A 23,434-nucleotide genomic window follows, 5' to 3' on the forward strand; every position below is an offset into this window, starting at 1 on the left:
CGTCGAACGCCAGCCATTCTAGAAATGCAGAGCCTTGACCTGCTTGACGTGGGAAACGGCCTCCAGCCGTGCCAGAACCTCCGGAGACACGTCGCCATCCACCTCCACAAGACAGATCGCATCGTCACCCGGGGCCAGACGGCCGAGATGGAAGGTCGCGATGTTGACGCCGCTGTTGCCGAGTTCCATCCCGAGGTGTCCGATGAAGCCCGGCTTGTCCTCGTTGGTGATGTAAAGCATCTGCGGGCCGAGTTCGGCCTCCATGTTGATGCCCTTCACCTGGATGATCCGTGGTTTTCCGTCAGCAAAGACCGTGCCTGCGACCGAACGTTCCTGACGTTGGGTGATCACCGTAAGGCGCATGTATGTCTCGTAGGCGCCGTCTTTTTCGCGGCGGATTTCCTCGATCTTCATGCCCCGTTCCTTGGCAAGGATGGGCGCGGAAACCATGTTGACCGTCTGCAGGAGCGGCGTCAGCAGCCCCGTCAATGCAGCTGCAGTCAGCGCCTGCACGTTCATCTCGGCAACGGCACCGGCATATTCCAGGCGAACCCCTTCGATGCCGGTCTCCGTCAGCTGCCCCGCGAAAGAGCCCAACTGTTCGGCCAAACGCACGAACGGCACCAGCTTGGGTGCTTCCTCGGCAGTGATGGACGGCATGTTGAGTGCGTTGCGGACTGCGCCCTGTAGCAGGTAGTCGCACATCTGCTCTGCCACTTGCAGCGCAACGTTTTCCTGGGCCTCCGTGGTGGAAGCACCCAGATGCGGCGTCGAGACGAAGTTCGGCGCGCCGAACAGCAGGTTTTCCTTGGCTGGTTCCTCGACAAAGACGTCGAACGCCGCCCCGCCGAGTTTGCCCGCGTCCAGGGCCGCCCGCACTGCCGCCTCATCCGCAAGCCCGCCTCGGGCACAGTTGATCAGATACGCGCCCTTGCGCATCTTCTCGATGGCCTTGGCATCGATGATGTTGCGCGTCTTGTCGGTGAGCGGTGTGTGCAGGGTGATGAAGTCGGACCGGCACAAGAGGCCGTCAAGCTCGACTTTCTCGACACCTAGCGCAACGGCCCTTTCCGGCGTCAGGAAGGGATCGAAGGCGATCACTTTCATCTTCAGTCCGATGGCCCGGTCCGCCACGATAGAACCGATATTGCCGCAACCGATCAACCCGAGCGTCTTGCCGGTAAGTTCACGGCCCATGAAACGGGATTTCTCCCATTTGCCTGCCTGGGTCGAGGCATCCGCCGCCGGGATCTGGCGCGCAACCGCCATCATCATCGAGATGGCATGTTCGGCAGTGGTGATCGCGTTGCCGAAGGGCGTGTTCATGACAATGATACCGCGCGCGGTCGCCTTGGGAATGTCGACATTGTCGACGCCGATCCCGGCACGGCCGATCACCTTCAGATTTTCAGCCGCTGCAATGATTTTTTCCGTAACCTTGGTGGCCGAACGGATTGCCAGACCATCGTATTTGCCGATGATCTCCAGCAGTTTTTCCTTGTCCTTGCCGACGTCCGGCAGGAAGTCCACGTCGATGCCGCGATCCTTGAAGATCTGCACGGCAGCGTCCGACAGCTTGTCGGAAATCAGTACCTTGGGAGCCATTGGAGCCTCTCCTTGAATACGAGAAACGATCCGGGCAGCGCACCGCCCGGGACTGTTGTCGTTGAAGGATGAACAGGCTCAGGCGGCCTGGGGCAGCTTCGCTTTTTCCGACTGGAATGCCCAGTCAAGCCAATGGGTCAAGGCCTGAAGATCGCTCGTCTCGACGGTCGCGCCGGCCCAGATCCGAAGACCGGACGGTGCATCGCGGTAAGCGCCGATGTCATAGGCGATGCCTTCAGCGTCGAGCGTACCGGCAAGAGCCTTGGCAAAGGCGGCCTGCTGGTCTGCAGTGAGCGAAAGAATGCCCGGATCCGTGACCTTGAGGCAGACGGACGTGTTCGACCGTGTTGCCGGGTCAACTGCAAGAAAATCGACCCAGGAGGTCTTTTCCGCCCAGTCGGCAAGCACCTTGAGGTTCGCATCAGCGCGTGCACGCAGGCCGGACAGCCCACCCAGACCGTCGGCCCACTTGAGGGCGTCGATATAGTCCTCGACACAGAGCATGGACGGCGTGTTGATGGTCTCGCCCTTGAAGATGCCCTCGATCAGCTTGCCGCCCTTGGTCATGCGGAAGATCTTCGGCATCGGCCAGGCCGGCGTATAGCTTTCGAGACGCTCAACCGCGCGTGGGCTGAGGATTAGCATGCCATGTGCAGCTTCCCCGCCCAGCACTTTCTGCCAGGAGAATGTCACGACATCGAGCTTGTCGAACGCAAGGTCCTGCGCAAAGGCGGCGGAGGTCGCATCGCAGATGGTCAGGCCTTCGCGATCGGCCGGGATCCAGTCGCCGTTGGGAACACGGACGCCGGAAGTGGTGCCGTTCCAGGTGAAAACAACGTCCTTGGAGAAATCGACCGAGGCAAGATCCGGCAGTTCGCCGTAAGGCGCTTCAAGGACCCGGGCATCATCGAGCTTGAGCTGTTTGATGACGTCGGTAACCCAGCCGGAGCCGAAGCTTTCCCAGGCGAGCATTTCGACACCACGTGCACCGAGCAGCGACCAGAGCGCCATCTCGACAGCGCCGGTGTCGGACGCCGGTACGATACCGATCCGATATCCGTCCGGCACGTTCAGCACCTTGCGGGTCAACTCGATGGCTTCGGCAAGTTTGGCCTTGCCGGGCTTGGCGCGGTGAGACCGCCCGAGCGGCGCATCGCCCAAGGCATCAAGCGACCAGCCGGGACGCTTGGCACAGGGACCAGAAGAAAAATTGGGATTGGCCGGACGCACGTCCGGCTTGGCGGTGAGGTCTGTCATATCTGTCTACCCTCGCAGATAGTTGCCTCTCGTTGGGGAGAGGTGGCCCACCTATGGGGATAGGACCTTCCTGACCTTTGGTCAATTCAAATCACGGGTGAACGGATAAATTCGGTCACACCCCCTCGCCTTCCGGAAGCGTTCTCTCAGACAAGCCACCCGCACCTGAAATCAGGATTGTCGTCGCTTGGCTCAAGAAAACTCAAGGGAAAGTGTGGGCGCAAACAGGAAAAGGCCGGTCGATTGACCGGCCTTTCAAATTCGCTGATCGGAAGATCAGAAGTTGCTGGTGATCGGACCCTGCGGCTCGTAGTAGACCGGGCCGGCTGGAACACGCGCGCCACCACCGAAGTTGTAACGAACACCGAGACGAATTTCGTGCGCAGTCAGATCGTCCCACTCGACGCGAGTCTCTCCGGTACCCGCATCATGAAGTTTGACAGTCTTGGCATCACCGAGATCGCGATACTGATAACCCGCATCGATTGCCCAGTTGTCGGTCACAGCGTAGGACGCACCGGCCATAAGTGCCCATGCGAAGTTCCATTCACTATGTGATCCGTCATAGTCCGTGCGACCAGTACCACCTGGGTTGATCGAATAGGTGTTGTCGGTAGTCACGTAGGAAGCACCAATACCGGCACCAACATATGGTGTGATGCGGTTCCATGTGCCCAGGTCAACATAACCGTTCAACATGACAGTCCAGACGTCGACATCAGTTGATTCTGTCGAAAAACCACCCGCACAGGTACCGCAAACTGCGTAACCTTTAACATTTGCCGAGGTTTCGTAGTCGATCGTGACATCAGAACGGAAATAGTCGTTGAACTGGTAACCGACACCAACCCCGATCATCCAGGCATCATCCATGGACTCGCGCTGGAATCGCAGGTCTCCGATCACCGGATCGTTAAAACTGCCACTTGGATCGTTGTAGAATTTGTATCCGATATCACCACGCAGGTACCAACCACCAACGGCCGGGACTTCCGGGATGTGCTCGATGACCGGGGTTGGCAAATCCGCGGCATATGCAGCAGTGGAAAGCGCAACAGCAAAGCCGGTCAAAGACAAACGCTTAAAGAAATTGTCCATGTCCTCGTCCTTTTCCAGTGAGCGTCCGCGTTAACCAATGCCGGACACATCAAACTTGAAAGCATACTGACGGGAATTCATTAATTGTGACTTAACTCTGTTCTTTAACCGCGTTTTTTTACCTTAAGGAAACCTTAACAGCCGAAGAAACATCGAAAGATCAGAAACAGGCGTGCAAAATTATCAGGCAGGCCGGGGACATAGCTGCCAAAGCTGCCGATTATCATCCCGGTTAAGTGAAACAGAAGGCGGAACCGAGGATCCACTTATCGCCACGTTTTCTGAAACTTGTTAGGACTTTTCTAGAAAGTGGCATCCGGCCGCCCTGTCTCGAGCCTGCATCCCAGGTGTCATCCGGGGGTATCCGCGAATAAGGGTGCAATAAAAAAGCCGCCTCACATGGGCGGCTTTTCTTATCACTTGTTGCCTCGCCGATCAGGCCGCGGTTGTTGCCACCACACCGGCGATATCATTGACCACCTGCTTGACCAGCTCCGCATCGTCGCCTTCCGCCATCACGCGGATCAACGGTTCGGTGCCGGAAGCTCGAATCACGAGGCGGCCTGAATTGCCGAGGCGGGCTTCGCCATCCTCGATCGCGGATTTGACCAGATCCTGCTCAAGCGGCTTGCCGCCCTTGTAGCGCACATTCTTGAGGATCTGCGGTACGGGTTCGAACCGGCGGCAGACTTCCGACACGGGCTTGTCCTGATCCTTGACGCACGCAAGAACCTGCAGGCCCGCGATCAGGCCGTCGCCGGTCGTGGCAAAGTCGGACAGGACGATATGGCCGGACTGCTCGCCGCCGACATTGTAGCCGTTGGCGCGCATATGCTCGACCACATAGCGGTCACCGACCTTGGTCCGGGCAAGGCCCAGCCCGAGGCTCTGAAGGTATCGCTCCAGTCCAAGATTGGACATGACCGTCGCCACGATGCCGGGCGCGGACAGGCGGTTGCTTTGCTGCCAGGACTGCGCCACCACGGCCATCAGCTGGTCGCCATCCACCACTGAGCCGTTTTCATCGACGATGATGACCCGGTCCGCATCCCCATCGAGCGCGATGCCGATGTCGGCGCGTACTTCATGCACCTTGCGGGACAGGGCATCGGTCGACGTCGAGCCACATTCCTTGTTGATGTTGAAGCCATCCGGCGTGACACCCATGGTGATCACATCCGCACCCAGCTCCCACAACGCCTCGGGCGCGACCTTGTAGGCAGCCCCGTTGGCGCAATCGATGACAACACGCAGACCTTCCAGGCTCATTTCGCGTGGCAGTGTCCGCTTGGCAAATTCGATGTAGCGCTGCTGCGCACCGTCGATCCGCTTTGCACGGCCTAGCTCGCTGGCGCTCGGCAGGCGCGATGTCAGGTCGCTTTCCATCAGCTCTTCGATCGTCTTTTCGATCTGGTCGCTGAGCTTGAAGCCATCCGGGCCGAAGAACTTGATGCCGTTGTCCTGGAACGGATTGTGCGAGGCAGAGATCATCACACCGAGATCGGTTCTGAGCGAGCGTGTCAGCATCGCAACCGCGGGCGTCGGCAGCGGGCCCAGCAGGAACACATCCATGCCGACCGAAGTGAAGCCTGCCACGAGGGCGTTTTCCAGCATGTAGCCGGAAAGGCGGGTGTCCTTGCCGATAACCACCCGGTGGCGGTGCCCGCCATTCTTGAAAGCCAACCCGGCGGCCATGCCAACCTTCAGCGCCATCTCGGCGGTCATGGGATAGCTGTTCGCCTGACCGCGGATGCCGTCGGTGCCGAAAAACTTGCGCATCAAATATGCCTTGCTGATCTATCTGTCTTGGTTGCGCTCTTTGTAACGCAATCAGCCGAAGTCACGATTCAAAATATGTGAGCAATTGTTACCATTCCCTGATGGCTGGCAACCCTGTTCTTTCACCGCAAACGAAGATGCCCGGCGCAGGCCGGGCATCTGGGTTGTTCAGAATATCGGAACCGATCAGGACTGCGGCTGCGGCTCCATACCACCGCTGGCCTCGTCGCCGCCACGCTTGGCACCGGCGGTCGGTACCGCGGACGACCGGCCCACCGGCTGGTCGTCGTCCGTGTCGCGCACCGGCGGCTTGCCATCGAGCAGACCCTTGATCTCGTCACCCGACAGGGTTTCGTATTCCAGGAGACCCTTGGCGATCGTATGCAACTGGTCTTCGTGGTCGCCCAGGATCTTCTTGGCGGTTTCATAGCCCTGGTTGACGAAGGACTTGATTTCCGCATCGACGATCTTCTGGGTTTCGTCGGAAACGTGCTGGTTCTTTGCCACGGAATGCCCCAGGAACACTTCTTCCTGGTTTTCACCGTAAAGCAGCGGACCGAGCTTGTCGGACATGCCGAACTGGGTCGCCATCGCGCGGGCCAGCTTGGTGGCCATCTGGATGTCGCCGGACGCGCCCGAAGTCACTTTCTCGTAGCCGAAGATCATTTCTTCGGCGACGCGGCCACCCATGGCAACGGCAAGGTCGGCCTTGCACTTGGCGCGGGTAAGCGACACCTGGTCCTTCTCCGGCAGGCGCATGACCATGCCAAGCGCACGTCCGCGCGGAATGATGGTCGCCTTGTGGATCGGATCGGAAGCTTCCTGGTGCAGAGCCACCAGCGCGTGACCGGCTTCGTGATAGGCGGTCAGCTTCTTTTCTTCCTCGGTCATCACCAGCGTACGGCGTTCCGCACCCATCATGACCTTGTCCTTGGCGTCTTCGAACTCTGCCATGGTCACCAGGCGCTTGGAGCGGCGGGCAGCCAGAAGCGCGGCTTCGTTGACAAGGTTCATCAGGTCCGCACCGGAGAAGCCCGGTGTACCGCGTGCCAGCGTCTTGACGTCGACATCCGGTGCCAGCGGAACTTTCCGCATGTGCACTTTCAGGATCTTTTCGCGGCCGGTGATATCCGGGTTCGGCACAACAATCTGGCGGTCGAAACGGCCCGGGCGCAGCAGCGCCGGGTCCAGAACGTCCGGCCGGTTGGTCGCGGCGATGATGATGATGCCTTCGTTCGGCTCGAAACCGTCCATCTCGACCAGCAGCTGGTTGAGCGTCTGTTCGCGCTCGTCGTTACCGCCGCCGAGACCGGCGCCACGATGACGGCCGACCGCGTCGATTTCGTCGATGAAGATGATGCACGGAGCATTCTTCTTGGCCTGTTCGAACATGTCGCGGACGCGGGACGCACCCACACCGACGAACATTTCCACGAAGTCGGAACCGGAAATGGTGAAGAACGGAACGTTGGCTTCACCGGCAACCGCACGCGCGGTCAGCGTCTTACCGGTACCCGGAGGACCAACCAGCAGAACACCGCGCGGGATTCGGCCACCAAGACGCTGGAACTTCTGCGGGTCGCGCAGAAACTCGACGATTTCCTGAAGGTCTTCCTTGGCTTCGTCGATACCGGCCACGTCCTCGAAGGTTACCCGGCCGTGTGCTTCGGTCAGCAGCTTGGCCTTGGACTTGCCGAAGCCCATGGCCTTGCCGCCGGAACCCTGCATCTGGCGCATGACGAAAATCCAGATACCCAGGATGATCAGCATCGGCAGCCAGGAGAACAGCGCACCAAGCAACGGAGAGCTTTCCGCCGGCGGGCGGGCATTGATCAAGACGCCCTTGCTGCGCAGCTCATCGACATATTGCGCGCCGTCAGGAGCATAGGTCTGGAAGGCACTGCCGCTGCTGTAGGTACCGGTGATCTTCTGTTCCTGAATGATGACCGATCGGATCTCGCCGTTGTCGACCTGCTTCATGAAGTCCGAATAAGCAATGTCATTCGTTGCGCCATGCTGCGCGGGACTTTGAAAAAGCTGGAACAATGCGATCAATAGCAGGGCGATGATCACCCAGAGAGCGAAGTTGCGAAAATGTGCGTTCATTTCGTTTCCTTAACCGCCCAACGCGACTAACTGCACGCGGTTACGTTTCTTTAGAGCGAAGATAGGTCGCCCAAAGCCCGCTGCCAAGGCGGTGCGCCATAGTTGCGCAGATGCGCTGACTATTTTCTTAAGCACGGACCTCTAACAGATGTTCCAGATGGGGAAAACCTCAGATTTCCTCGTCTGTGTCCTCATTGTCCATAAAGTTATCCGGCAATTTACCTTGGATTGGCATTCGCTCCAAATTCAAATCTGCGCTGCTGCGGGAATTGCCAATGGTCAAAACAGCCGTTGCGGAAGCCGGGGTCAGGATCTCCCCTGCCCGCCACAGGACCGGCGCGCAGTCGAAGGCGGCCTTGGGCCAGCCCGCCGGCCAGTCGATTTCCCGGGACGCTACAGGCGCGTTCATCAGCGGCCCCAGACACAAGGGGGCATCACTTTCGCCAACAGGACAAGTGGGGACCCGGTAAAGGAAGCGGCCATCCCATCTGCCGGTTCCAGCAAGACCCGTGAGAATGCCCGGCGGCTCACGCCCCGGCTCTTTCCACACTCTGATGACGCTTGCGTCTGCGTCGAAAACCGATCCTTGAAAGGTCTGACGGTTCGCCTCACCGGACATCAGAACCCCATCCAGAGCCTGAAGCCTGGCAAGTCTTGGTCGGGAATTCTTGCCCGAGACACGCGCCATCAGATAGACGAGCAGCCGGAGACGGAGTTCTTCCGGCTGCTCGCGGTAGGCTTCACGCTCCAGGCGCGCGGGTCCTGCCGGGTGTTCGGTGATCAGCCGAGCGACCAGGTCATCGGCGGTCCGCTCCAGGGCTTCCCGCGCCCGGCGGATATTGGCAGCGGTCTGCGCAAGACGCTCTGCGCTCAATCCCTCCTCGGTCAACAGCGACAAGATGGCGCGGAGCCGGCTGCGCTTGTATTTCGGGTTCCGGTTCGAAGGATCCGTGCACCAGGAACGGCCGCGCTCTTCAAGCGTTGCCTCGAGGTCGGATTTCGAAACACTCAGGAGCGGACGCAGCAGGCGCAGACCTTCCGGACCGCAGTCTTCGTCAGCCGCCATCCCGCTGAGGCCGGTAACGCCGCTCCCCCGGGTCAGACGGTCCAGAAAAGTTTCCGCCTGATCGTCAAGGTGATGACCAAGAACAAGCGCCTCCGCGCCGATGTCCCTCATACGCGCTGCCATCAACCGGTAACGGGCAATGCGTGCCGCTTCCTGGAGGTTTGCAGCCGGTTTGGTGCCGGTCCAGCGCAACACCGTGCAGGCAAGGCCGCACGCGCGCGCATTCGCCGCAACGAATTCCGCCTCCTGACCACTTTCGGGCCGGAGTTGATGATCCACACACAGCACTTCGGCAGCACCCTGCCAGCCGGTGCGTTTGCGCCATTCATCGAAAAGGACAAGAAGACAAAGGGAATCCGAGCCGCCGGACACTGCCAGCGCCAGATTGGAAAAAGAGCTTAGCTTTGAAAAAAGAGCATCGACGCGATCGGCCGGGAGCCTCTCGGGCTCAACCGGCCCGTCAGGAGCACTGGGCACGACGGCGTTCATCCCGCGCCTGGGACAAAACGGCTGGAGCGGCATTCGGATATTTGTTCAGCAGTTCGGAAAACGTTGCGCAGGCCGCATCCGCTTCGCCGAGACCACGCAGCGAGACACCCAGCTTGAGCAGGCTGTCGGGGCTCTTGGCGTTGCCGGGATGGTCCGTGTAGGTCTTCAGGAAAGCATCGGCTGCCTCGCGGTAGTTCTGCTGCGCCAGCAGGCTTTCGCCCAGCCAGTATTGAGCGTTCGCTGCCTGTGCATCGTCGGGATAGGTTTCCAGAAAATTCCGGAATCCGCGCTCGGCCCCCGCGTAATCGCCATTCACCGCCAGGGAATAAGCCTGATTGTAGTCAGAGCTCGGGTCGCCGCTGCCGATGACGCTGGCAATCTGGTCATCGTCGGTGGCAAGACCGGGATCAGGAGCGATTTCCTGACCGGTGCCAGGCAGGTTTTCAAGCCCGTTGGCCAGCCGCGAAAGGTCGATCGGACCGTCGCTCGGCAAACCGCTTTCATAGCCGCCGGACTGATCCCAGTTGCCGTCTCCAGATCCGTCCGTAGGGAGGGTCGCAAAACCTCCACCCGGCGCGATAAGGTTGCCCGACTGCGGAGTACCGTCCGGGCCTAGGCCCGGAGCGGTCGATCCTGGAGCGACATCCGAGCGCTTGCCCGGGGTGCCGCCTTCCAGCTGCTGGAAGCGGTATTCATTGTCTTCCTGCATGCGGCGCATCTGATCCTGCAATTCCCGCATCTGATAGGACAACTGTTCGATCTGACCGGTCAAAACCCGGATCCGTTCCTCAAGCTGACCGATCCTCACGCTGGAATCGTCATTCTTGCGTCCGAACAGCTGGGCTTGCGACGGTGTGGCAGTGGCGAAGGTGATGACCAACGCCATGATGAGACCTGCCAGTCCCTTTAGTTTCAGCATTCGCTCCTCCGGTTGGATTTGCTGTACCAGTGTCTGGCCGTGGTCCGACAAACGCCAATACTCAAGCAGATCCACGCGCATGATGTCTTACCATGCCCGGCTTCTTACTCAAGTGCACAGAGCGCTTCGACTTCGGCCAAATTTTGACGTTACCGGCTGACATTGAAGTGATTTCGCCATTTCCGGCCGGCCCAACAAAAAAGGCCGGGCAAGCTGCCCGGCCTTTTTGTTCGGCATTTGCCGGATCAGTTGGTCGCGTTGTTCAGGACCGTCACCGCACGGCGGTTCTGTGACCAGCAGCTGTTGTCGTTACAGACAGCAACAGGCCGTTCCTTGCCGTAGGAAATCGTCCGGACACGCGAGGCGTTCACGCCCTGCGCCACCAGATAGTCACGTGCGGACTGGGCACGGCGTGCTCCCAGCGCGATGTTGTACTGACGCGTGCCGCGTTCATCCGCATGCCCCTCGATCGTGATCGTGTACTGGGGATAGCGGTTCAGCCACTTGGCCTGATTGGCAAGGGTTGCCTGACCCTGCGATGTCACCACTGACTGGTCTTCTTCGAAGAACACGCGGTCACCCACGTTCACGACGAAGTCCTGCCCCGTGCCGGGCTTCACATTGCTCGACAGCCCGTCCGGTTTGTTCTGGGCACATGCTGCTGCGAACAGAACCACGAAGCAGACTGCAATCCAGCGCGCGCCCCGTCCGGCGTTTAAACTCTTGAACATTCCTGTCTCCTACACCCCAGCCCGCCAACCTGACATTTCATCCGTCCGGTTCTTGGTAAACGCTTTCTAGCCAAAACCGGTAAAAAACGCCTTTTCAAACATGGTTAGCGAAAGCTTAACACGGCTTGCCTTCACAGGCCGTATGTATCCATCAGTCGATCAGCGGCGACCAGGAGGGATCCGACGCGAAGGCCGGGGTCTCCACCCGCTGTTCGTTGTATCCTGTCAGGTCCACGGTCCAGACCTGCGGCCCGCCATTGGCGCCCGGCGTATCCCGGAAAAACACCAGCACACGGCCATTCGGCGACCAGGCCGGACCTTCGTTGTGATAGCCCTCGGTCAGGATACGCTCACCCTTTCCGTCAGGCCGCATGACGCCGATCATGAATCGGCCCTGGTGCTGCTTGGTAAAGGCGATCAGGTCTCCACGCGGCGACCATACCGGCGTGGAATACCGGCCAGGCCCGAAGGAAATACGCTGCGCACCACCGCCGCCTGCGCTCATCACATAAAGTTGTTGTGTGCCGCCGCGGTCGGATTCGAACACGATCTGGCGTCCGTCCGGTGAGAACGACGGGCTCGTGTCGATGGCTGCGTCGTTCGTCAGACGCGTCGTCTGGCGAGAGCGCAGGTCCATCTTGAAGATGTTGGCATTGCCACCCTGCTGCAGGCTCATCACCACGCTCTGGCCATCGGGCGAGAACCGCGGGGCAAAGGTCATGCCCGGGAAGTTGCCGACGATTTCGCGCTGACCCGTTTCAATATTCAGCAGATAGACACTCGGATCGGCACCGCCATAGGACATGTAGGTGACTTCCTGGCTCGTCGGCGAGAACCGCGGTGTCAGCACCAGATCGTCGCCGCGCGTCAGGTAACGCACGTTTGCGCCGTCCTGGTCCATGATCGCCAGGCGCTTGACGCGCTTGTCCTTCGGGCCGGTTTCATCGACATAGACGATCCGGGTGTCGAAGTAGCCCTTTTCACCGGTCAGCCGCTCATAGATCGCGTCAGCGATGATATGCGCCAGACGCCGCCAGTTTTCAGGTGTCGTGTAGAACTGCTGGCCCAGCATCTGCTCTGACGCGAAAACGTCCCACAGACGAAACTCCGCCCGCAGACGCCCGTCCGGCTGCTTGATCACCGTACCGGTGACAAGCGCCTGGGCACTGATCTGGCGCCAGTCGCCGAAACGCGGCGTGGAATTCACGCTCATGTTCTTCTGAATGAAGCTGGCCGGGTCAAGCGGCCGGAACAGGCCGGATCGTTTCAGGTCGGCGGCAATGACGTTGGTCATGTCCGCGGCCAGCTTGCCGTCTCCGCCTTCGGCGGAAAACGACGGCAGTGCGATCGGCAAGGGCTCGATGTTGCCCTGGGTAATATCGATTTCAACCAGCGCTGCCGCCGGCAGCGGAGCAATCACCACAAAAGAAGCGAGAACAAATGCGAGCCCTCTGGCTTTCCGGCTTGTGAAAACAGAAAGTTTTTTCAGTATTCCGCGCATGAGCACAACAGCTCCCTTATGGACGTTTGAACTGGCCGGGCCAGTCTATCCCCCGAGCATCTCTCTGGGGTCGAAATTGATGATGACTTCCTGCCAAGCTTCATACTTGGAAATTGGCAGATTGTATGGCTGGCAGCGCATGATCGCGCGCACGGCACTGCTCGAGGCTGCTCCGAACGCCGGGTTGCCACTGGAATTCATGACTTCCGGCTGGCCAGAAACCTGACCGTCCTGGGACAGGTTGAAACGGACACGAACCTTCAGGTCTTCCGCACCGACGGCACCCACCGGCGGGTTCCAGCATTGCGCCACCATTCCGCGCAGCGCATCCAGCTCGGACTGGCTCATACGCACGTTCTGCTCCCCGCGCCGGGAACCGAGAGAGGCCGGGTTCTGGCTGGTTTCGCCGGTCTGTTTGGCCGGTTCGACCTTGTTCAGAAGCGCAGCGATGTCGGTGCTGTCGAAATTATCCTTCGGCGGCTCGGGCGCATTCCTCGGCGGCGTCGGCTTGGAGCGCGGCGAAACCTTGGTCACGATCGGCTGGGGCGCAGGCGCGGCCTCCTGCTGCGGCACAGGCTCTGGCGCCGGGGCAGGATCCGGTGCAGGCGCAGGTTCGGCCACCGGCGCTGGTTCGGGCGCAGGCGCCGGAGCCGGCTCGGGATCCGCAACGGGCGTTGGTTCCGGTGCCGGAGGAGGCGTCGGAGACGGCGAAGGTGTCGGCTGCGTCGGCTGCTCAACCTTGCTTTCGCCCGGTTTATCGGCCGGTTTCGGAGGTTCCTCGGCCGGGGTATCGCTTGGGTTCACCGCCGCGACATCCCGGACTTCGGCGGTCTTTTCGCCGACCCGAAGCCTGGTGATTTTCTCGATGGGCACCAGTTCGACAGGCAGAGAATCCACCTGCGGAACCGCAAAGCTCTCGGCGTCCGGAAAGGCGATCAAGCCCCAGAGCAGGAAAGCCGAGTGACCGGCCAGAGACGCGATGAGACCTGCGCGCATGACGCGTTACGAGTCCCGTTCTTCCAGAGTGACAAGACCGAGGCGTTTAAACCCGGCCGCGCTGATGCGGCCCATCAGCTTCATCATGGTGCCGTAGTCGGCATCCTGATCGCCGCGCACGTAGATACGTTCCTCGTAACCATTGGCGGCAATGGCTTCGAGCTTTGGCACGATCTCCTCGATCGTGATCGGGGTATCCTGGATGAAGATTTCACCAGCCGCGTTCACCGAGATGGTTATCGGCTCGGTATCGCCTTCCAGGGCCTTGGCGCTGGTCTCCGGCAGATCGATCGGCACACCGACCGTCAAGAGCGGAGCAGCCACCATGAAGATGATCAGGAGCACCAGCATCACGTCGACCATGGGCGTGACGTTGATTTCGCTCATGGGTGCGTGGCGACGCCTGCGCCGCCCGCGCCGTCCGCTTCCTGCCTGACCTGAACCGACCTGCATGGCCATGGATCAGCCCCTCTCGTCGATCTGACGGGACAGGATGGCGGAGAACTCGTCCGCAAAGCCTTCCATGCGCGAAACCGCCTTGCCGACGTCGGCCGAAAACTTGTTGTAGGCGATAACAGCCGGAATCGCGGCCAGTAGACCAAGCGCGGTCGCAAACAGCGCTTCGGCAATACCGGGCGCCACGACGGCAAGGTTGGTGCTTTCCGATGCCGCGATCGCCTGGAACGCTGTCATGATGCCCCAGACCGTTCCGAACAGACCGATGAACGGTGCCGCGGAGCCAACGGTTGCCAGGATCAGCAACCGGCTTTCAAGCCGCTCGGCTTCGCGCTGGATGGTGACATCCATCACCCTGTCGATACGCTGCTGCAGGCTGCCGATGGCAGGCCGCGCGCCCTCGTGGCTGCGCTTCCATTCACGCATGGCCGCGACGAACAGTGCCGCCATGGAATGGTTCACACGATTGTGAAGCGTATTATAGAGTTCTTCGAGAGACTGACCGGACCAGAACACCGTTTCGAACCGGCTCATCTGGCGCCGTGTCCGGCCGACCAGCATGATCTTGTCGACGATGATCGCCCAGCACCACACCGAAGCGCCCAAAAGGCCGAGCATTACGACCTTGACGACGATATGCGCCTGCCAGAACAGCGCAAAAAACGAAATGCCGCTCTCTGGCGCCAATGTCGATTGGACAAGTGTTTCCATAAATTCAATGACCCCTTGGCCGTCTGACGCTGTTTTGCATTCAAGGTTTCGAAAACGACAGCGAGGAACCGGAATCAGCCGGCCGGCTCTTGTAACCTGCCGCCTCTCTGACGTTTGATTTTGTCAAAACTGGGACTTTTCCAATCAAAGAAAGTCCCTCTCTAAAGGAATCAATTAAGGTTACTGCAAGATTAACGCAGTAATGGGTTTTGAAAGTATTTTACCGCCGCCAAGCAGCTTGCCTGCTCTTTCAGAGCCAAGCCCTTCAACCGTCGGTGTTTTCTCCAGGTGCATGCTGCACGAGTTTTTCCGAAAGGACCTGCGGCAGTCGGGTCGGACGTCCCTGCGAGGTGATGATCGCAACGGTGACGGCAGCCGAAATCAGCAGCTCTTCGCCGCGGTAAATCAGCTGATCGAGCCGGATTCGGGCGCCTTTGTACTCCGCAAGGCTGGTATGAACTTCCAGCACATCGTCAATCCTGGCCGGTTTCTGGAAGTCCAGCGTCATTGTCTTGACTGCGAAGGCCAGCGAAGCACCATGGGTACCTTCGGCCATCTCACGATGGTGAATGCCGATAAGACGAAGGAAATCCGACCTGGCGCGCTCGAAGAAGCGCACATAGGCACCGTGGTAGACGATGCCCGTGAAATCCGTGTCCTCGTAGTAGACGCGAACAGGAAGCACATGACCGCCATCTTCCAGGCGGCCGGCGAGATCCGGCCAGTCCGACACGCTTTGTCCCTCGAAAGCTGAATGAAAAAGCCTCCCGGTCGACCGACCGGGAGGCTCGTACCTGGCCCTTACGTAGGCCGTATCTTATGCAGCGGCAACCTCGGAGAGGAATTTCTCGACGGACGCACGAAGCTGTTCCGCCTGCTGCTTCATCTCGATGGTCGCGTTCAGCATGTCGCCAACCGCTTCCGAGTTTTCGGCAACGCCTTCGTTCAGCGACGCCACAGTCTCCGCAACGCTGCGGGTACCTTCCGCGGCTTCTGCAACGTTTCTGGAAATCTCTCCGGTGGCAGCGCCCTGCTGCTGCACGGCGTCCGAAATCGTGGTGGTGTAGGAGTTGACCTCCTCGACCGATTCCGACACCCGGGCAATCTCTTCCACCGCTTCGGTGGTAGAGGCCTGGATTGCCGCGATCTGCGCGGAAATTTCTTCCGTTGCCTTGGCAGTCTGGCCGGCGAGCGACTTGACCTCGGAGGCAACGACCGCAAAGCCCTTGCCGGCATCGCCCGCACGTGCAGCTTCGATCGTCGCGTTCAGCGCCAGCAGGTTGGTCTGTTCGGCGATCTCTGAAATCAGCGACACGACGTCGCCGATCTTGTTGGCCGCTTCCGCAAGGCCGGAGATCTTGGAATTGGAGCTCTGCGCGGCGGTCGTGGTCTGGGCCACGATGCTTGCCGTGGTTTCGACCTGACGGGAGATCTCCGAAATCGACGCGTTGAGTTCCTCGGTGGCGGAGGCAACCGCCTGAACGTTGGAGGAAGCGTTTTCCGAAGTCGACACGGCGGTCTGCCCCTGGTCTGACGCGGCAGTGGACCGGTGACTGAGGGCGGAAGAGACTTCTTCCACACGGGCAATATTGGTTTCCACCAGCTCCAGAACCGCCTGCGACTCGGCCCGGAATGCGGCGATCAGCGCATCAATGGTCTTTTCACGCTGTTCGCGGGCGATGTGGCCAACCTTGCGCTCGGATGCCAGACGCTCGCGTTCGATCGAACTGTCCTTGAACACTTCGATACAGCGCGCCATGCGGCCGATCTCGTCCTGGCGTTCGGTCGCTTCGACACCCACTTCCAGCTCGCCGTCGGCGATCTTGCGAGCCGCGACGGCAAGGCGTTCCATGGGAGCGAACATGCGCCGGGTTACCCACCAGATCAGGCCGACGATCGGAACCAGACAGAGGAAACCGGAAATGATCGCGCCATAGGTGATGCGATCGGCGGCAGCTGACAGTTCCGTCTGCTTGACGGCATCGACAACACCGAAGGGCGAACCGACAAACGTGTTGTTTGCTTCCGCGAAGCGATAGTCACCGTCTTCCAGGCGGATCAGCCGGTCATTGACCTTGATATCCGAGATCATGTGGACGGCGCTGGCGCGGCCCATATCGTCGAGCTGAACCAGCTTGCCATCGGAATCGGCAAGGAAGATGCGCTCGCTGTCGCCGAGGCCGGTCTTCTCGTTCAGCAATCCGGCCAGATGCTCCATGTTGGTCGTGAACGCAATCGCGCCGAAGAACCGGTCCAGATAGAACACAGGCACCGCAAGAACTTCCGAGACGGTGCCGTCTTCGGTGGTCACAAAACCTGAGGAATAGATCTGCCCGGCAGCCAGCGTCTCGTTTTTCGAGGCCTCGAACAGCTTGCCCATAGCGATCTGCACCGGATGGCCCTGGATCTGCGCGTCTTCCACGTGGAAGGCGAATTCCGGACCCTTGCGGAAAGTATAGGTGATGAACCCGTCCGGATTGGCCAGCGCCGCATCGGAAAACAGGCCCTGCTCGACCAGTTCCTGGTAGATCGGATGAACGACCTTGTGGTTGTTCACGTAGTAGTTGGACTCTTCCGGCTCCACCAGAAGGTGACGCTCACCTTCGGGATGCGGATTGTCGGTCACGAAGATCTTCCGGAGCAGTTCGTTCTGCCCTTCTTTCAGGTTCTTCCACCCGACCATGGTCTTCATCAAACTGTCCTTGGCGCCTTCCAGCGTGGAGAAGAACGCAGCGCTGTCCTTCACCTGCCCAAGGGAGAGTTCAATAACCTTCTGTTTCGCCTTGGTAGCACTTTGCAGGCCGGCATCAGCCTGACCGTTTGCAACATCCCGCGAAATGGTCGACGTGACCGTGACAATTGCCACGCACATAGTGAGTGCGCCGGCTAAAAACATTAGAGCCAGTTTAGATGAAAGGCGCTTCCGCATGGTTTCCCCCGCATAGTTAACGCGACGATACGGCAGGATTCGCGAATAAATGCTTAATCGCTACGCAGAGCTAGATGTAACTGACAAGACCTTGTCTTATAAATACTACGTAAACTATTCGGGATCGATGAACAGTCCCATTTGCGGAGCATCCGGTCTGGATGGGGCCGCAAGACCCAGGTGTTCGAACGCCATCGGCGTCAGGATACGTCCCCTTGGCGTCCGCTGCAGAAACCCGTTCTGGATCAGGTACGGTTCGACGATCTCCTCGATGGCGTCACGAGGCTCGGAAAGCGCCGCCGCAATTGTCTCGATCCCGACCGGCCCACCACCGAAATTCACCGCGATCTGGCTCAGGTAGCGACGGTCTAGACTGTCGAGCCCGGCACCATCGACTTCCAGCTGCAGAAGCGCCCTGTCGGCGAGTTCCCTGTCGACCCGCTCGACGCCGGCGACAATGGCAAAGTCCCTTACCCGCCGCAGCAGTCGCCCAGCGATACGCGGTGTCCCGCGGGAGCGTTTGGCAATCTCGCGGGCACCGTCTTCAACCATGCCGATGCCGAGAATGGCGGCGCCGCGCTTGACGATGTGCTCCAGCTCCGGAACCGTATAGAACTGCAGCCTGACCGGAATGCCGAAGCGATCGCGCAGCGGAGTGGTCAAGAGGCCCAGCCGCGTCGTTGCGGCAACGAGCGTGAACTTCGCCAGGTCGATCTTGACTGATCGCGCAGCCGGTCCTTCACCGATGATCAGGTCGAGCTGGAAATCTTCCATCGCCGGATAAAGCACTTCCTCGACTGCCGGATTGAGCCGATGGATCTCGTCGATGAAGAGGACGTCGCGCTCTTCCAGGTTGGTCAGAAGGGCCGCAAGGTCTCCGGCCTTGGCAATGACAGGACCAGAGGTCGCCCGGAAATTGACCCCCAGTTCGCGTGCCATGATCTGCGCCAGCGTCGTCTTGCCGAGACCGGGAGGCCCGACAAACAACACATGGTCCAGCGCCTCACCCCGTGCCTTTGCCGCACCGATAAAGACCTTCAGATTGGCGCGCGCCTGGGCCTGACCGACAAAATCATCCAGCACCTGGGGGCGCATGGTTGAATCGATCTCGTCCCCCCGGATTTCCGGCGTCACGATGCGAGTGTCATCCGACATGGCTTACGACCACAAACAGCAACACCAGAAGAGCCAGGGAATAGGCTACCCGGAGTGCATAGAATTTCTTGAACTGGCGCAGGACAAACGGGTCGTCCGACTCCACACGGCGTCCGTTGACGGTAAACGGACGATCCCCCACCGAGGCACTGAAGCGGTGATCGAGGTACATGATACCGCCGATCCCCAGAACCACGAACACGACGGCAATGATGCCATAGGTAACGGCGATCATCCGGCCAATTCCTTCAAGCCAAGGCGGATCAGCGTTTCCGTGGTCGCGTCCTCACCGGCTGACTGCAAGGCCTTTGCGACGGCGCCGCTCGCCTGCGCCTGTGCATACCCCAGATTGGTGAGCGCCGAAACAGCCTCGGCCACCGGCCTTGCAGCCACGTTGTCGGCAACGTTCTGGGAAACCGCAATCGTGCCCTGGTCCACTGTGGCGAGTCCCGGTGCCTTGTCCTTGAGTTCGGCAATGATGCGTTCGGCAACGCGCTTGCCGACGCCAGGCGCCCGCGAAATCGTTGCCTTGTCGCCAAGCGCAATAGCGTTGGCGACTTCGCTTGCCTTCAAGATCCCCAGAATGCCCAGCGCAACCTTGGCGCCGACACCCTGAACGGTCATCAGGATACGGAACCATTCGCGCTCCGCCTCTACCCCGAAGCCATAGAGCCGGATCATGTCCTCACGAACGATTGTCTCGATGAAAAGGACAGCCGCTTCACCTGCGCGCGGCAGACCCTGCAGAATGCGCGAGGGACAATGGACCTGGTATCCCACCCCGTGCACATCCAGGATCACGTGATCCTCGCCATAGCTGTCGATGGTGCCTTTCAGCTTGCCGATCATATTGCCCCCATGGCGGCAAGCCGCGCTGTACTGTTGGACCGGTGCTGCGCATGGCAAATGGCAATTGCCAGTGCATCGGCGGCATCGTCCGAATTGAAAGTGGCCCGCGGCATCAGAACCTTGACCATGGCCCGGATCTGTTCCTTTTCCGCATGACCGGTCCCAACCACCGTCTTTTTGACGAGGTTCGGCGCATATTCGGCAACCGGAAGTCCGGCGAGCGATGGCACCAGCAGAGCGATCCCGCGTGCCTGCCCGAGCTTCAGAGTTGCTCCCGCATCCTTGTTGACGAACGTATGTTCTACCGCGGCTTCGGATGGTTCGTGCTGGCGCACGACTTCGCTGAGGCCGTCATGCAGCTGCACCAGGCGCTCAGCCAGGCTCTTCTTGTTGTCGGAGGTTACCGTTCCGGAAGCGATGAAGGACAGGCGATTTCCCGTCGCCTCGATCATGCCCCAGCCGGTACGCCGCAGCCCCGGGTCGATGCCCAGCAAACGAATCGCGTGTATCATGGAACAAATCGGTAACAAAACTTCCCCGTTGACGCCAGCCAAAGCGCGGCTTACCACCGGAAAGCCTGTCAAAAAACACCTCACAACGTGTTTAATCCGGCCTTGCCTCTACCGGCAGGCCACCTCCCCCGCCAAGGCCCGCCATCTGCCGGGCCAATCCCTTTTTGATCCCGTCCGTTCCGCGAGTTCCCATGGCCGACATCTTCAGCTCCTTTCCGCCCGGCCTTCTGGTGTTTCTCGCCGTGGTCCTGTTTGTGGCCGGTTGCGTGCGCGGGTTTGCAGGGTTCGGTGCGGGAATGATCTTCATGCCGGTCGCCGCCAGCGTCATGCTGCCGTCAACCGCGGCCGCCACCTTTCTGTTCATCGACGGCATTGTCGCACTGCCTTTGGTGATCAGGGCGCTCAGGCTGTGCAACTGGTCGACAGTGCTTCCCGCGGTCGTTGGCGCCGTGGTCTTTGTTCACGTCGGCGCCTGGCTTCTGGCCAACGCCGACGTGCTGGTTCTACGCTGGACGATCTTTGCAATCGTGACCGGACTGCTACTGCTGCTGGTGTCCGGCTGGCGCTATGAACGCAAACCCTCCAGGCCGGTGTCGCTTGGGGTTGGCGCAGTTGCGGGCATCCTCGGCGGCATCTCGCAAGTCTCCGGCCCGCCAGTGGTTGCCTTCTGGCTCTCCAGCGCCAAGGAACCGGCAATCGTCCGTGCCAACCTGATCGTGTTCTTCGCGCTTGCGAGTATCGGAACCTTCGTTGCCTATATCTTCAACGGCTTCTTCACGCTGGAAGTGTTCCACCTCCTGATCATGGCGATCCCCGTCTATGCCCTTGCGATCTATCTCGGCTCCAACGGCTTCAAGCATGCCGACCCGAAACTCTATCGCAAGCTCGCCTATGGCCTGATCGCCCTCGCCGCCCTCTCCAGCATGCCCCTGCTGGATCCACTTTTCCGGTAGGCGGTTCCAATCCGGAATCTTGGGTCGGCTCCACCCACCTCCTCATCCTGAGGAAGCGCGAAGCGCTGTCTCGAAGGATGGGCTGCGCACTCAGGTACAAGTGGCCCATCTTTCGAGACGCCGCTAACGCGGCTCCTCAAGATGAGGGTGAAAAGAAGAAAGCCATATTTATCTGGCTTCAGATATTGCAAAACCCGCCCCAAAAACGCGGTGCAAACCTTACTTACCCGCGCTTTCCTGCAGCTTCTCCTGCCATTTGGCACATTTTTCCGCCATCAGCCGCGTGAGTTCGGCCTCGAACTCTTCCCTGCTTGAAGAAGCCTGCGCCAGAACGCTCATCGCCACGATCGCAGCATCGGCGGCTTCTTCACGGACATCTGCCAGCGTCTGGTTCTTGTATTCGCTGCCCGGCGCCTTCGTTGCCGAAAGAACGGCCTGCGCCAGCTCTCCGGCTTCCTCCGCCAGCTTCAGCGCACGCTCCTGCAAGGTTTTCGGGTCTTTCTGCGTCAGGTCGAAGATATTGAACATGCGATCGGTCTCCTTGGTTCAAGGAAGGCGCGAGCCTCAGGAACGCCAAAACAAAAACCCCGGCAGGGCCGGGGTTTTCAGATCCATATCCTGTGTTACTCAGGAAGCCAGAGAGGCCATGGTTTCTTCGTCGACATCGAAGTTGGAGTAGACGTTCTGGACGTCGTCGTCGTCTTCCAGCATGTCGATGAGTTTCATCATGGTCTGGGCCTTGTCCGCGTTGACCGGCGTCAGGTTCTGCGGCTTCCAGATGATCTTGGTCGAATCCGCTTCGCCCAGTGCCTGTTCCAGAGCAGCAGAAACATCGTTCAGATCTTCAAAGGCGGTGTAGATCGTGTGACCGCTCTCGTCGGACTGAACGTCTTCCGCGCCGGCTTCGATCGCAGCTTCCAGAACCGCATCGGCTTCACCGGCTTCCGGCTTGTAGATAATTTCGCCAACACGGTCGAACATGAAGGAGACCGAGCCCGTTTCCCCCAGCGACCCACCGCATTTGGTGAAATAGGAGCGGATGTTGGAGGCGGACCGGTTGCGGTTGTCGGTCAGGGCTTCGACGACCACGGCAACACCTGCCGGGCCGTAGCCCTCGTAACGGACTTCCTCGTAGTTGTCGTCGTCGCCGGACTGGGACTTGTTGATCGCCCGCTGGATGTTTTCCTTCGGCATGGACTGGGCCTTGGCGTTCTGGACGGCAAGGCGCAGGCGCGGGTTCGCGTCCGGATCCGGGTCGCCCATCTTCGCGGCGACGGTAATTTCCTTGGACAGCTTGGAGAACATCTTGGAGCGGGCCGCGTCCTGGCGTCCCTTGCGGTGCATGATGTTCTTGAATTTTGAATGGCCTGCCATGGCTCTTCTCGGTTCTTTACAGGTGATGTCAGTGAAAACTGCGCCGCTTATAGGCAAGTTGACCCGGAAAATCCAGCGCAGAGAAATTCTCGGCCGTGGTCAGGCCCCGTTCGGCCAGAAGGGCGGGATCACAGGCTCCAGCCGGCCGCCTATGCGAAGCGGCGCAACCCGCTCGGCAAGCCCGGTCCGATCGTCCGTCTCGATGGCGACACCGCAGATGGTCGGATCGCCTGTTGCCGGTGTGAACCGGGAGCTCGGTATCTTGCGCTGGAACCGGTTGACCGGCTCTTCCTTGTCCATGCCCAAAACGCTGTCATAAGCACCGCACATGCCCGCATCGGACATGTAGGCCGTGCCGTTTTCCAGGATCTGGTGATCGGCTGTCGGCACATGGGTGTGCGTTCCGACAACGAGACTGACCCGGCCATCCAGGAAGTGGCCCATGGCCTGTTTCTCGCTGGTGGCTTCGGCATGCATGTCGACGATGATGGCATCGGCTACATCGCCAAGCGGACACCCGTTGATGACGTTGTCGATGGCGGCAAAGGGATCGTCGAGCGCATCCATGTAAACGCGGCCCATCACATTGGCCACCATCACCCTTGCGCCGTTTCTGGCCGTGAAGAGGTGCGCACCGCGCCCCGGCGTCCCGGAGGGGTAATTGACCGGCCGAAGCAGCCTGTCCTGTCGCTCGATATAGACCAGGGTGTCCCGCTGGTCCCAGACGTGGTTGCCGGTGGTCACGACGTCGGCGCCCGCATCCAGAACGTCCTGCAGGATCGTTTCGGTAATGCCGAACCCGGACGCAGCGTTCTCACCGTTGACGATCACGAAATCGAGCTGGTTGCTTTCCACCAGCTCCGGCAATTGCTCAATGACGGCGGTACGGCCAACGCGGCCGACAAGATCGCCCAGAAACAGAATACGCATATATCCTCACTGGGCGGC

Annotated in this window: 22 protein-coding genes; 1 reads left to right on the forward strand and 21 read right to left on the reverse strand. The window is 60.0% G+C overall.

Annotated elements, in window-relative coordinates; genetic code table 11:
- Positions 1 to 18: 18 nt before the first annotated feature.
- The 18 genes from serA to ruvC all read right to left on the reverse strand — a co-directional run bounded on the left by serA (position 19) and on the right by ruvC (position 20,159).
- A complete protein-coding gene (gene serA, locus ACVDG9_RS21745; protein WP_023003430.1) occupies positions 19 to 1,605 on the reverse strand; it encodes a phosphoglycerate dehydrogenase in 1,587 nt (528 codons plus the stop codon).
- A 78-nt stretch (positions 1,606 to 1,683) separates the two neighbouring features.
- The gene (locus ACVDG9_RS21750) at positions 1,684 to 2,862 is read right to left on the reverse strand and encodes a phosphoserine transaminase (RefSeq protein WP_447238954.1); all 1,179 of its coding nucleotides are present in this window, start codon (positions 2,860 to 2,862) and stop codon (positions 1,684 to 1,686) included.
- Positions 2,863 to 3,138: 276 nt separating this feature from the next.
- Positions 3,139 to 3,960: an outer membrane protein gene (locus tag ACVDG9_RS21755; protein ID WP_031270517.1), complete on the reverse strand. Its 822-nt coding sequence runs from the start codon at positions 3,958 to 3,960 to the stop codon at positions 3,139 to 3,141.
- A 435-nt stretch (positions 3,961 to 4,395) separates the two neighbouring features.
- A complete protein-coding gene (glmM, locus tag ACVDG9_RS21760; RefSeq protein WP_023003434.1) occupies positions 4,396 to 5,739 on the reverse strand; it encodes a phosphoglucosamine mutase in 1,344 nt (447 codons plus the stop codon).
- A gap of 186 nt (positions 5,740 to 5,925) precedes the next feature.
- On the reverse strand, positions 5,926 to 7,845 hold the full coding sequence (gene ftsH, locus ACVDG9_RS21765) for an ATP-dependent zinc metalloprotease FtsH (protein WP_023003435.1): 1,920 nt from the start codon (positions 7,843 to 7,845) through the stop codon (positions 5,926 to 5,928).
- A gap of 169 nt (positions 7,846 to 8,014) precedes the next feature.
- On the reverse strand, positions 8,015 to 9,433 hold the full coding sequence (gene tilS / locus ACVDG9_RS21770) for a tRNA lysidine(34) synthetase TilS (RefSeq protein WP_522731719.1): 1,419 nt from the start codon (positions 9,431 to 9,433) through the stop codon (positions 8,015 to 8,017).
- Positions 9,372 to 10,319: a tol-pal system protein YbgF gene (ybgF, locus tag ACVDG9_RS21775; protein WP_031270520.1), complete on the reverse strand. Its 948-nt coding sequence runs from the start codon at positions 10,317 to 10,319 to the stop codon at positions 9,372 to 9,374. The genes tilS and ybgF overlap by 62 nt, the downstream gene beginning before the upstream one ends.
- A gap of 245 nt (positions 10,320 to 10,564) precedes the next feature.
- Positions 10,565 to 11,050, reverse strand: a complete 486-nt coding sequence (gene pal, locus ACVDG9_RS21780; RefSeq protein ID WP_023003438.1) for a peptidoglycan-associated lipoprotein Pal — start codon at positions 11,048 to 11,050, stop codon at positions 10,565 to 10,567.
- Positions 11,051 to 11,201: 151 nt separating this feature from the next.
- Positions 11,202 to 12,551, reverse strand: a complete 1,350-nt coding sequence (gene tolB / locus ACVDG9_RS21785) for a Tol-Pal system beta propeller repeat protein TolB (RefSeq protein ID WP_023003439.1) — start codon at positions 12,549 to 12,551, stop codon at positions 11,202 to 11,204.
- 45 nt (positions 12,552 to 12,596) lie between these two features.
- A complete protein-coding gene (gene tolA, locus ACVDG9_RS21790; protein WP_447238956.1) occupies positions 12,597 to 13,547 on the reverse strand; it encodes a cell envelope integrity protein TolA in 951 nt (316 codons plus the stop codon).
- Positions 13,548 to 13,553: 6 nt separating this feature from the next.
- Positions 13,554 to 14,006, reverse strand: coding sequence for a protein TolR (gene tolR, locus ACVDG9_RS21795; protein ID WP_023003441.1), 453 nt, complete (start codon positions 14,004 to 14,006; stop codon positions 13,554 to 13,556).
- A 3-nt stretch (positions 14,007 to 14,009) separates the two neighbouring features.
- A complete protein-coding gene (gene tolQ, locus ACVDG9_RS21800) occupies positions 14,010 to 14,714 on the reverse strand; it encodes a protein TolQ (RefSeq protein WP_023003442.1) in 705 nt (234 codons plus the stop codon).
- Between the two features lie 265 nt (positions 14,715 to 14,979).
- Positions 14,980 to 15,447 (reverse strand): tol-pal system-associated acyl-CoA thioesterase, encoded by a 468-nt coding sequence (ybgC, locus tag ACVDG9_RS21805; RefSeq protein WP_023003443.1) that lies wholly within the window; start codon positions 15,445 to 15,447, stop codon positions 14,980 to 14,982.
- Positions 15,448 to 15,531: 84 nt separating this feature from the next.
- Positions 15,532 to 17,586, reverse strand: a complete 2,055-nt coding sequence (locus ACVDG9_RS21810; protein ID WP_447238957.1) for a methyl-accepting chemotaxis protein — start codon at positions 17,584 to 17,586, stop codon at positions 15,532 to 15,534.
- 171 nt (positions 17,587 to 17,757) lie between these two features.
- Complete coding sequence (gene ruvB / locus ACVDG9_RS21815) at positions 17,758 to 18,798, reverse strand: Holliday junction branch migration DNA helicase RuvB (protein ID WP_447238958.1); 1,041 nt, start codon at positions 18,796 to 18,798, stop codon at positions 17,758 to 17,760.
- Positions 18,788 to 19,033, reverse strand: coding sequence for a hypothetical protein (locus ACVDG9_RS21820; RefSeq protein ID WP_023003446.1), 246 nt, complete (start codon positions 19,031 to 19,033; stop codon positions 18,788 to 18,790). Before ACVDG9_RS21820 ends, ruvB begins: the two co-directional genes overlap by 11 nt.
- Positions 19,030 to 19,647 carry a Holliday junction branch migration protein RuvA gene (ruvA, locus tag ACVDG9_RS21825; RefSeq protein ID WP_023003447.1) on the reverse strand — a complete coding sequence of 206 codons (618 nt, stop codon included), beginning with the start codon at positions 19,645 to 19,647 and terminating at the stop codon, positions 19,030 to 19,032. Before ruvA ends, ACVDG9_RS21820 begins: the two co-directional genes overlap by 4 nt.
- Positions 19,644 to 20,159 (reverse strand): crossover junction endodeoxyribonuclease RuvC, encoded by a 516-nt coding sequence (ruvC, locus tag ACVDG9_RS21830; protein WP_062487062.1) that lies wholly within the window; start codon positions 20,157 to 20,159, stop codon positions 19,644 to 19,646. Before ruvC ends, ruvA begins: the two co-directional genes overlap by 4 nt.
- Before the next feature lie 191 nt (positions 20,160 to 20,350).
- Here ruvC and ACVDG9_RS21835 point away from each other — a divergent pair, with 191 nt between their 5' ends.
- Positions 20,351 to 21,112, forward strand: coding sequence for a sulfite exporter TauE/SafE family protein (locus tag ACVDG9_RS21835; protein WP_447238959.1), 762 nt, complete (start codon positions 20,351 to 20,353; stop codon positions 21,110 to 21,112).
- A 219-nt stretch (positions 21,113 to 21,331) separates the two neighbouring features.
- Here ACVDG9_RS21835 and ACVDG9_RS21840 read toward each other — a convergent pair whose 3' ends face one another.
- The 3 genes from ACVDG9_RS21840 to ACVDG9_RS21850 form a co-directional block, all read right to left on the reverse strand.
- Positions 21,332 to 21,640: a MazG-like family protein gene (locus ACVDG9_RS21840; protein ID WP_062487058.1), complete on the reverse strand. Its 309-nt coding sequence runs from the start codon at positions 21,638 to 21,640 to the stop codon at positions 21,332 to 21,334.
- A gap of 99 nt (positions 21,641 to 21,739) precedes the next feature.
- Entirely contained in the window at positions 21,740 to 22,486 is a 747-nt protein-coding gene (locus ACVDG9_RS21845; protein WP_023003451.1) for a YebC/PmpR family DNA-binding transcriptional regulator, read from the reverse strand.
- Between the two features lie 99 nt (positions 22,487 to 22,585).
- On the reverse strand, positions 22,586 to 23,416 hold the full coding sequence (locus ACVDG9_RS21850; protein WP_023003453.1) for a TIGR00282 family metallophosphoesterase: 831 nt from the start codon (positions 23,414 to 23,416) through the stop codon (positions 22,586 to 22,588).
- Positions 23,417 to 23,434 lie beyond the last annotated feature (18 nt).

The organism is Roseibium sp. RP-7, assembly GCF_053005225.1.

Bases quoted from the DNA above. Each gene is read 5' to 3' on its own strand.
- serA (WP_023003430.1), bottom strand. From the start codon at position 1,605: ATGGCTCCCAAGGTACTGATTTCCGACAAGCTGTCGGACGCTGCCGTG.
- ACVDG9_RS21750 (WP_447238954.1), bottom strand. From the start codon at position 2,862: ATGACAGACCTCACCGCCAAGCCGGACGTGCGTCCGGCCAATCCCAAT.
- ACVDG9_RS21755 (WP_031270517.1), bottom strand. From the start codon at position 3,960: ATGGACAATTTCTTTAAGCGTTTGTCTTTGACCGGCTTTGCTGTTGCG.
- glmM (WP_023003434.1), bottom strand. From the start codon at position 5,739: ATGCGCAAGTTTTTCGGCACCGACGGCATCCGCGGTCAGGCGAACAGC.
- ftsH (WP_023003435.1), bottom strand. From the start codon at position 7,845: ATGAACGCACATTTTCGCAACTTCGCTCTCTGGGTGATCATCGCCCTG.
- tilS (WP_522731719.1), bottom strand. From the start codon at position 9,433: ATGCCGCTCCAGCCGTTTTGTCCCAGGCGCGGGATGAACGCCGTCGTG.
- ybgF (WP_031270520.1), bottom strand. From the start codon at position 10,319: ATGCTGAAACTAAAGGGACTGGCAGGTCTCATCATGGCGTTGGTCATC.
- pal (WP_023003438.1), bottom strand. From the start codon at position 11,050: ATGTTCAAGAGTTTAAACGCCGGACGGGGCGCGCGCTGGATTGCAGTC.
- tolB (WP_023003439.1), bottom strand. From the start codon at position 12,551: ATGCGCGGAATACTGAAAAAACTTTCTGTTTTCACAAGCCGGAAAGCC.
- tolA (WP_447238956.1), bottom strand. From the start codon at position 13,547: ATGCGCGCAGGTCTCATCGCGTCTCTGGCCGGTCACTCGGCTTTCCTG.
- tolR (WP_023003441.1), bottom strand. From the start codon at position 14,006: ATGGCCATGCAGGTCGGTTCAGGTCAGGCAGGAAGCGGACGGCGCGGG.
- tolQ (WP_023003442.1), bottom strand. From the start codon at position 14,714: ATGGAAACACTTGTCCAATCGACATTGGCGCCAGAGAGCGGCATTTCG.
- ACVDG9_RS21810 (WP_447238957.1), bottom strand. From the start codon at position 17,586: ATGTGCGTGGCAATTGTCACGGTCACGTCGACCATTTCGCGGGATGTT.
- ruvB (WP_447238958.1), bottom strand. From the start codon at position 18,798: ATGTCGGATGACACTCGCATCGTGACGCCGGAAATCCGGGGGGACGAG.
- ACVDG9_RS21820 (WP_023003446.1), bottom strand. From the start codon at position 19,033: ATGATCGCCGTTACCTATGGCATCATTGCCGTCGTGTTCGTGGTTCTG.
- ruvA (WP_023003447.1), bottom strand. From the start codon at position 19,647: ATGATCGGCAAGCTGAAAGGCACCATCGACAGCTATGGCGAGGATCAC.
- ruvC (WP_062487062.1), bottom strand. From the start codon at position 20,159: ATGATACACGCGATTCGTTTGCTGGGCATCGACCCGGGGCTGCGGCGT.
- ACVDG9_RS21835 (WP_447238959.1), top strand. From the start codon at position 20,351: ATGGCCGACATCTTCAGCTCCTTTCCGCCCGGCCTTCTGGTGTTTCTC.
- ACVDG9_RS21840 (WP_062487058.1), bottom strand. From the start codon at position 21,640: ATGTTCAATATCTTCGACCTGACGCAGAAAGACCCGAAAACCTTGCAG.
- ACVDG9_RS21845 (WP_023003451.1), bottom strand. From the start codon at position 22,486: ATGGCAGGCCATTCAAAATTCAAGAACATCATGCACCGCAAGGGACGC.
- ACVDG9_RS21850 (WP_023003453.1), bottom strand. From the start codon at position 23,416: ATGCGTATTCTGTTTCTGGGCGATCTTGTCGGCCGCGTTGGCCGTACC.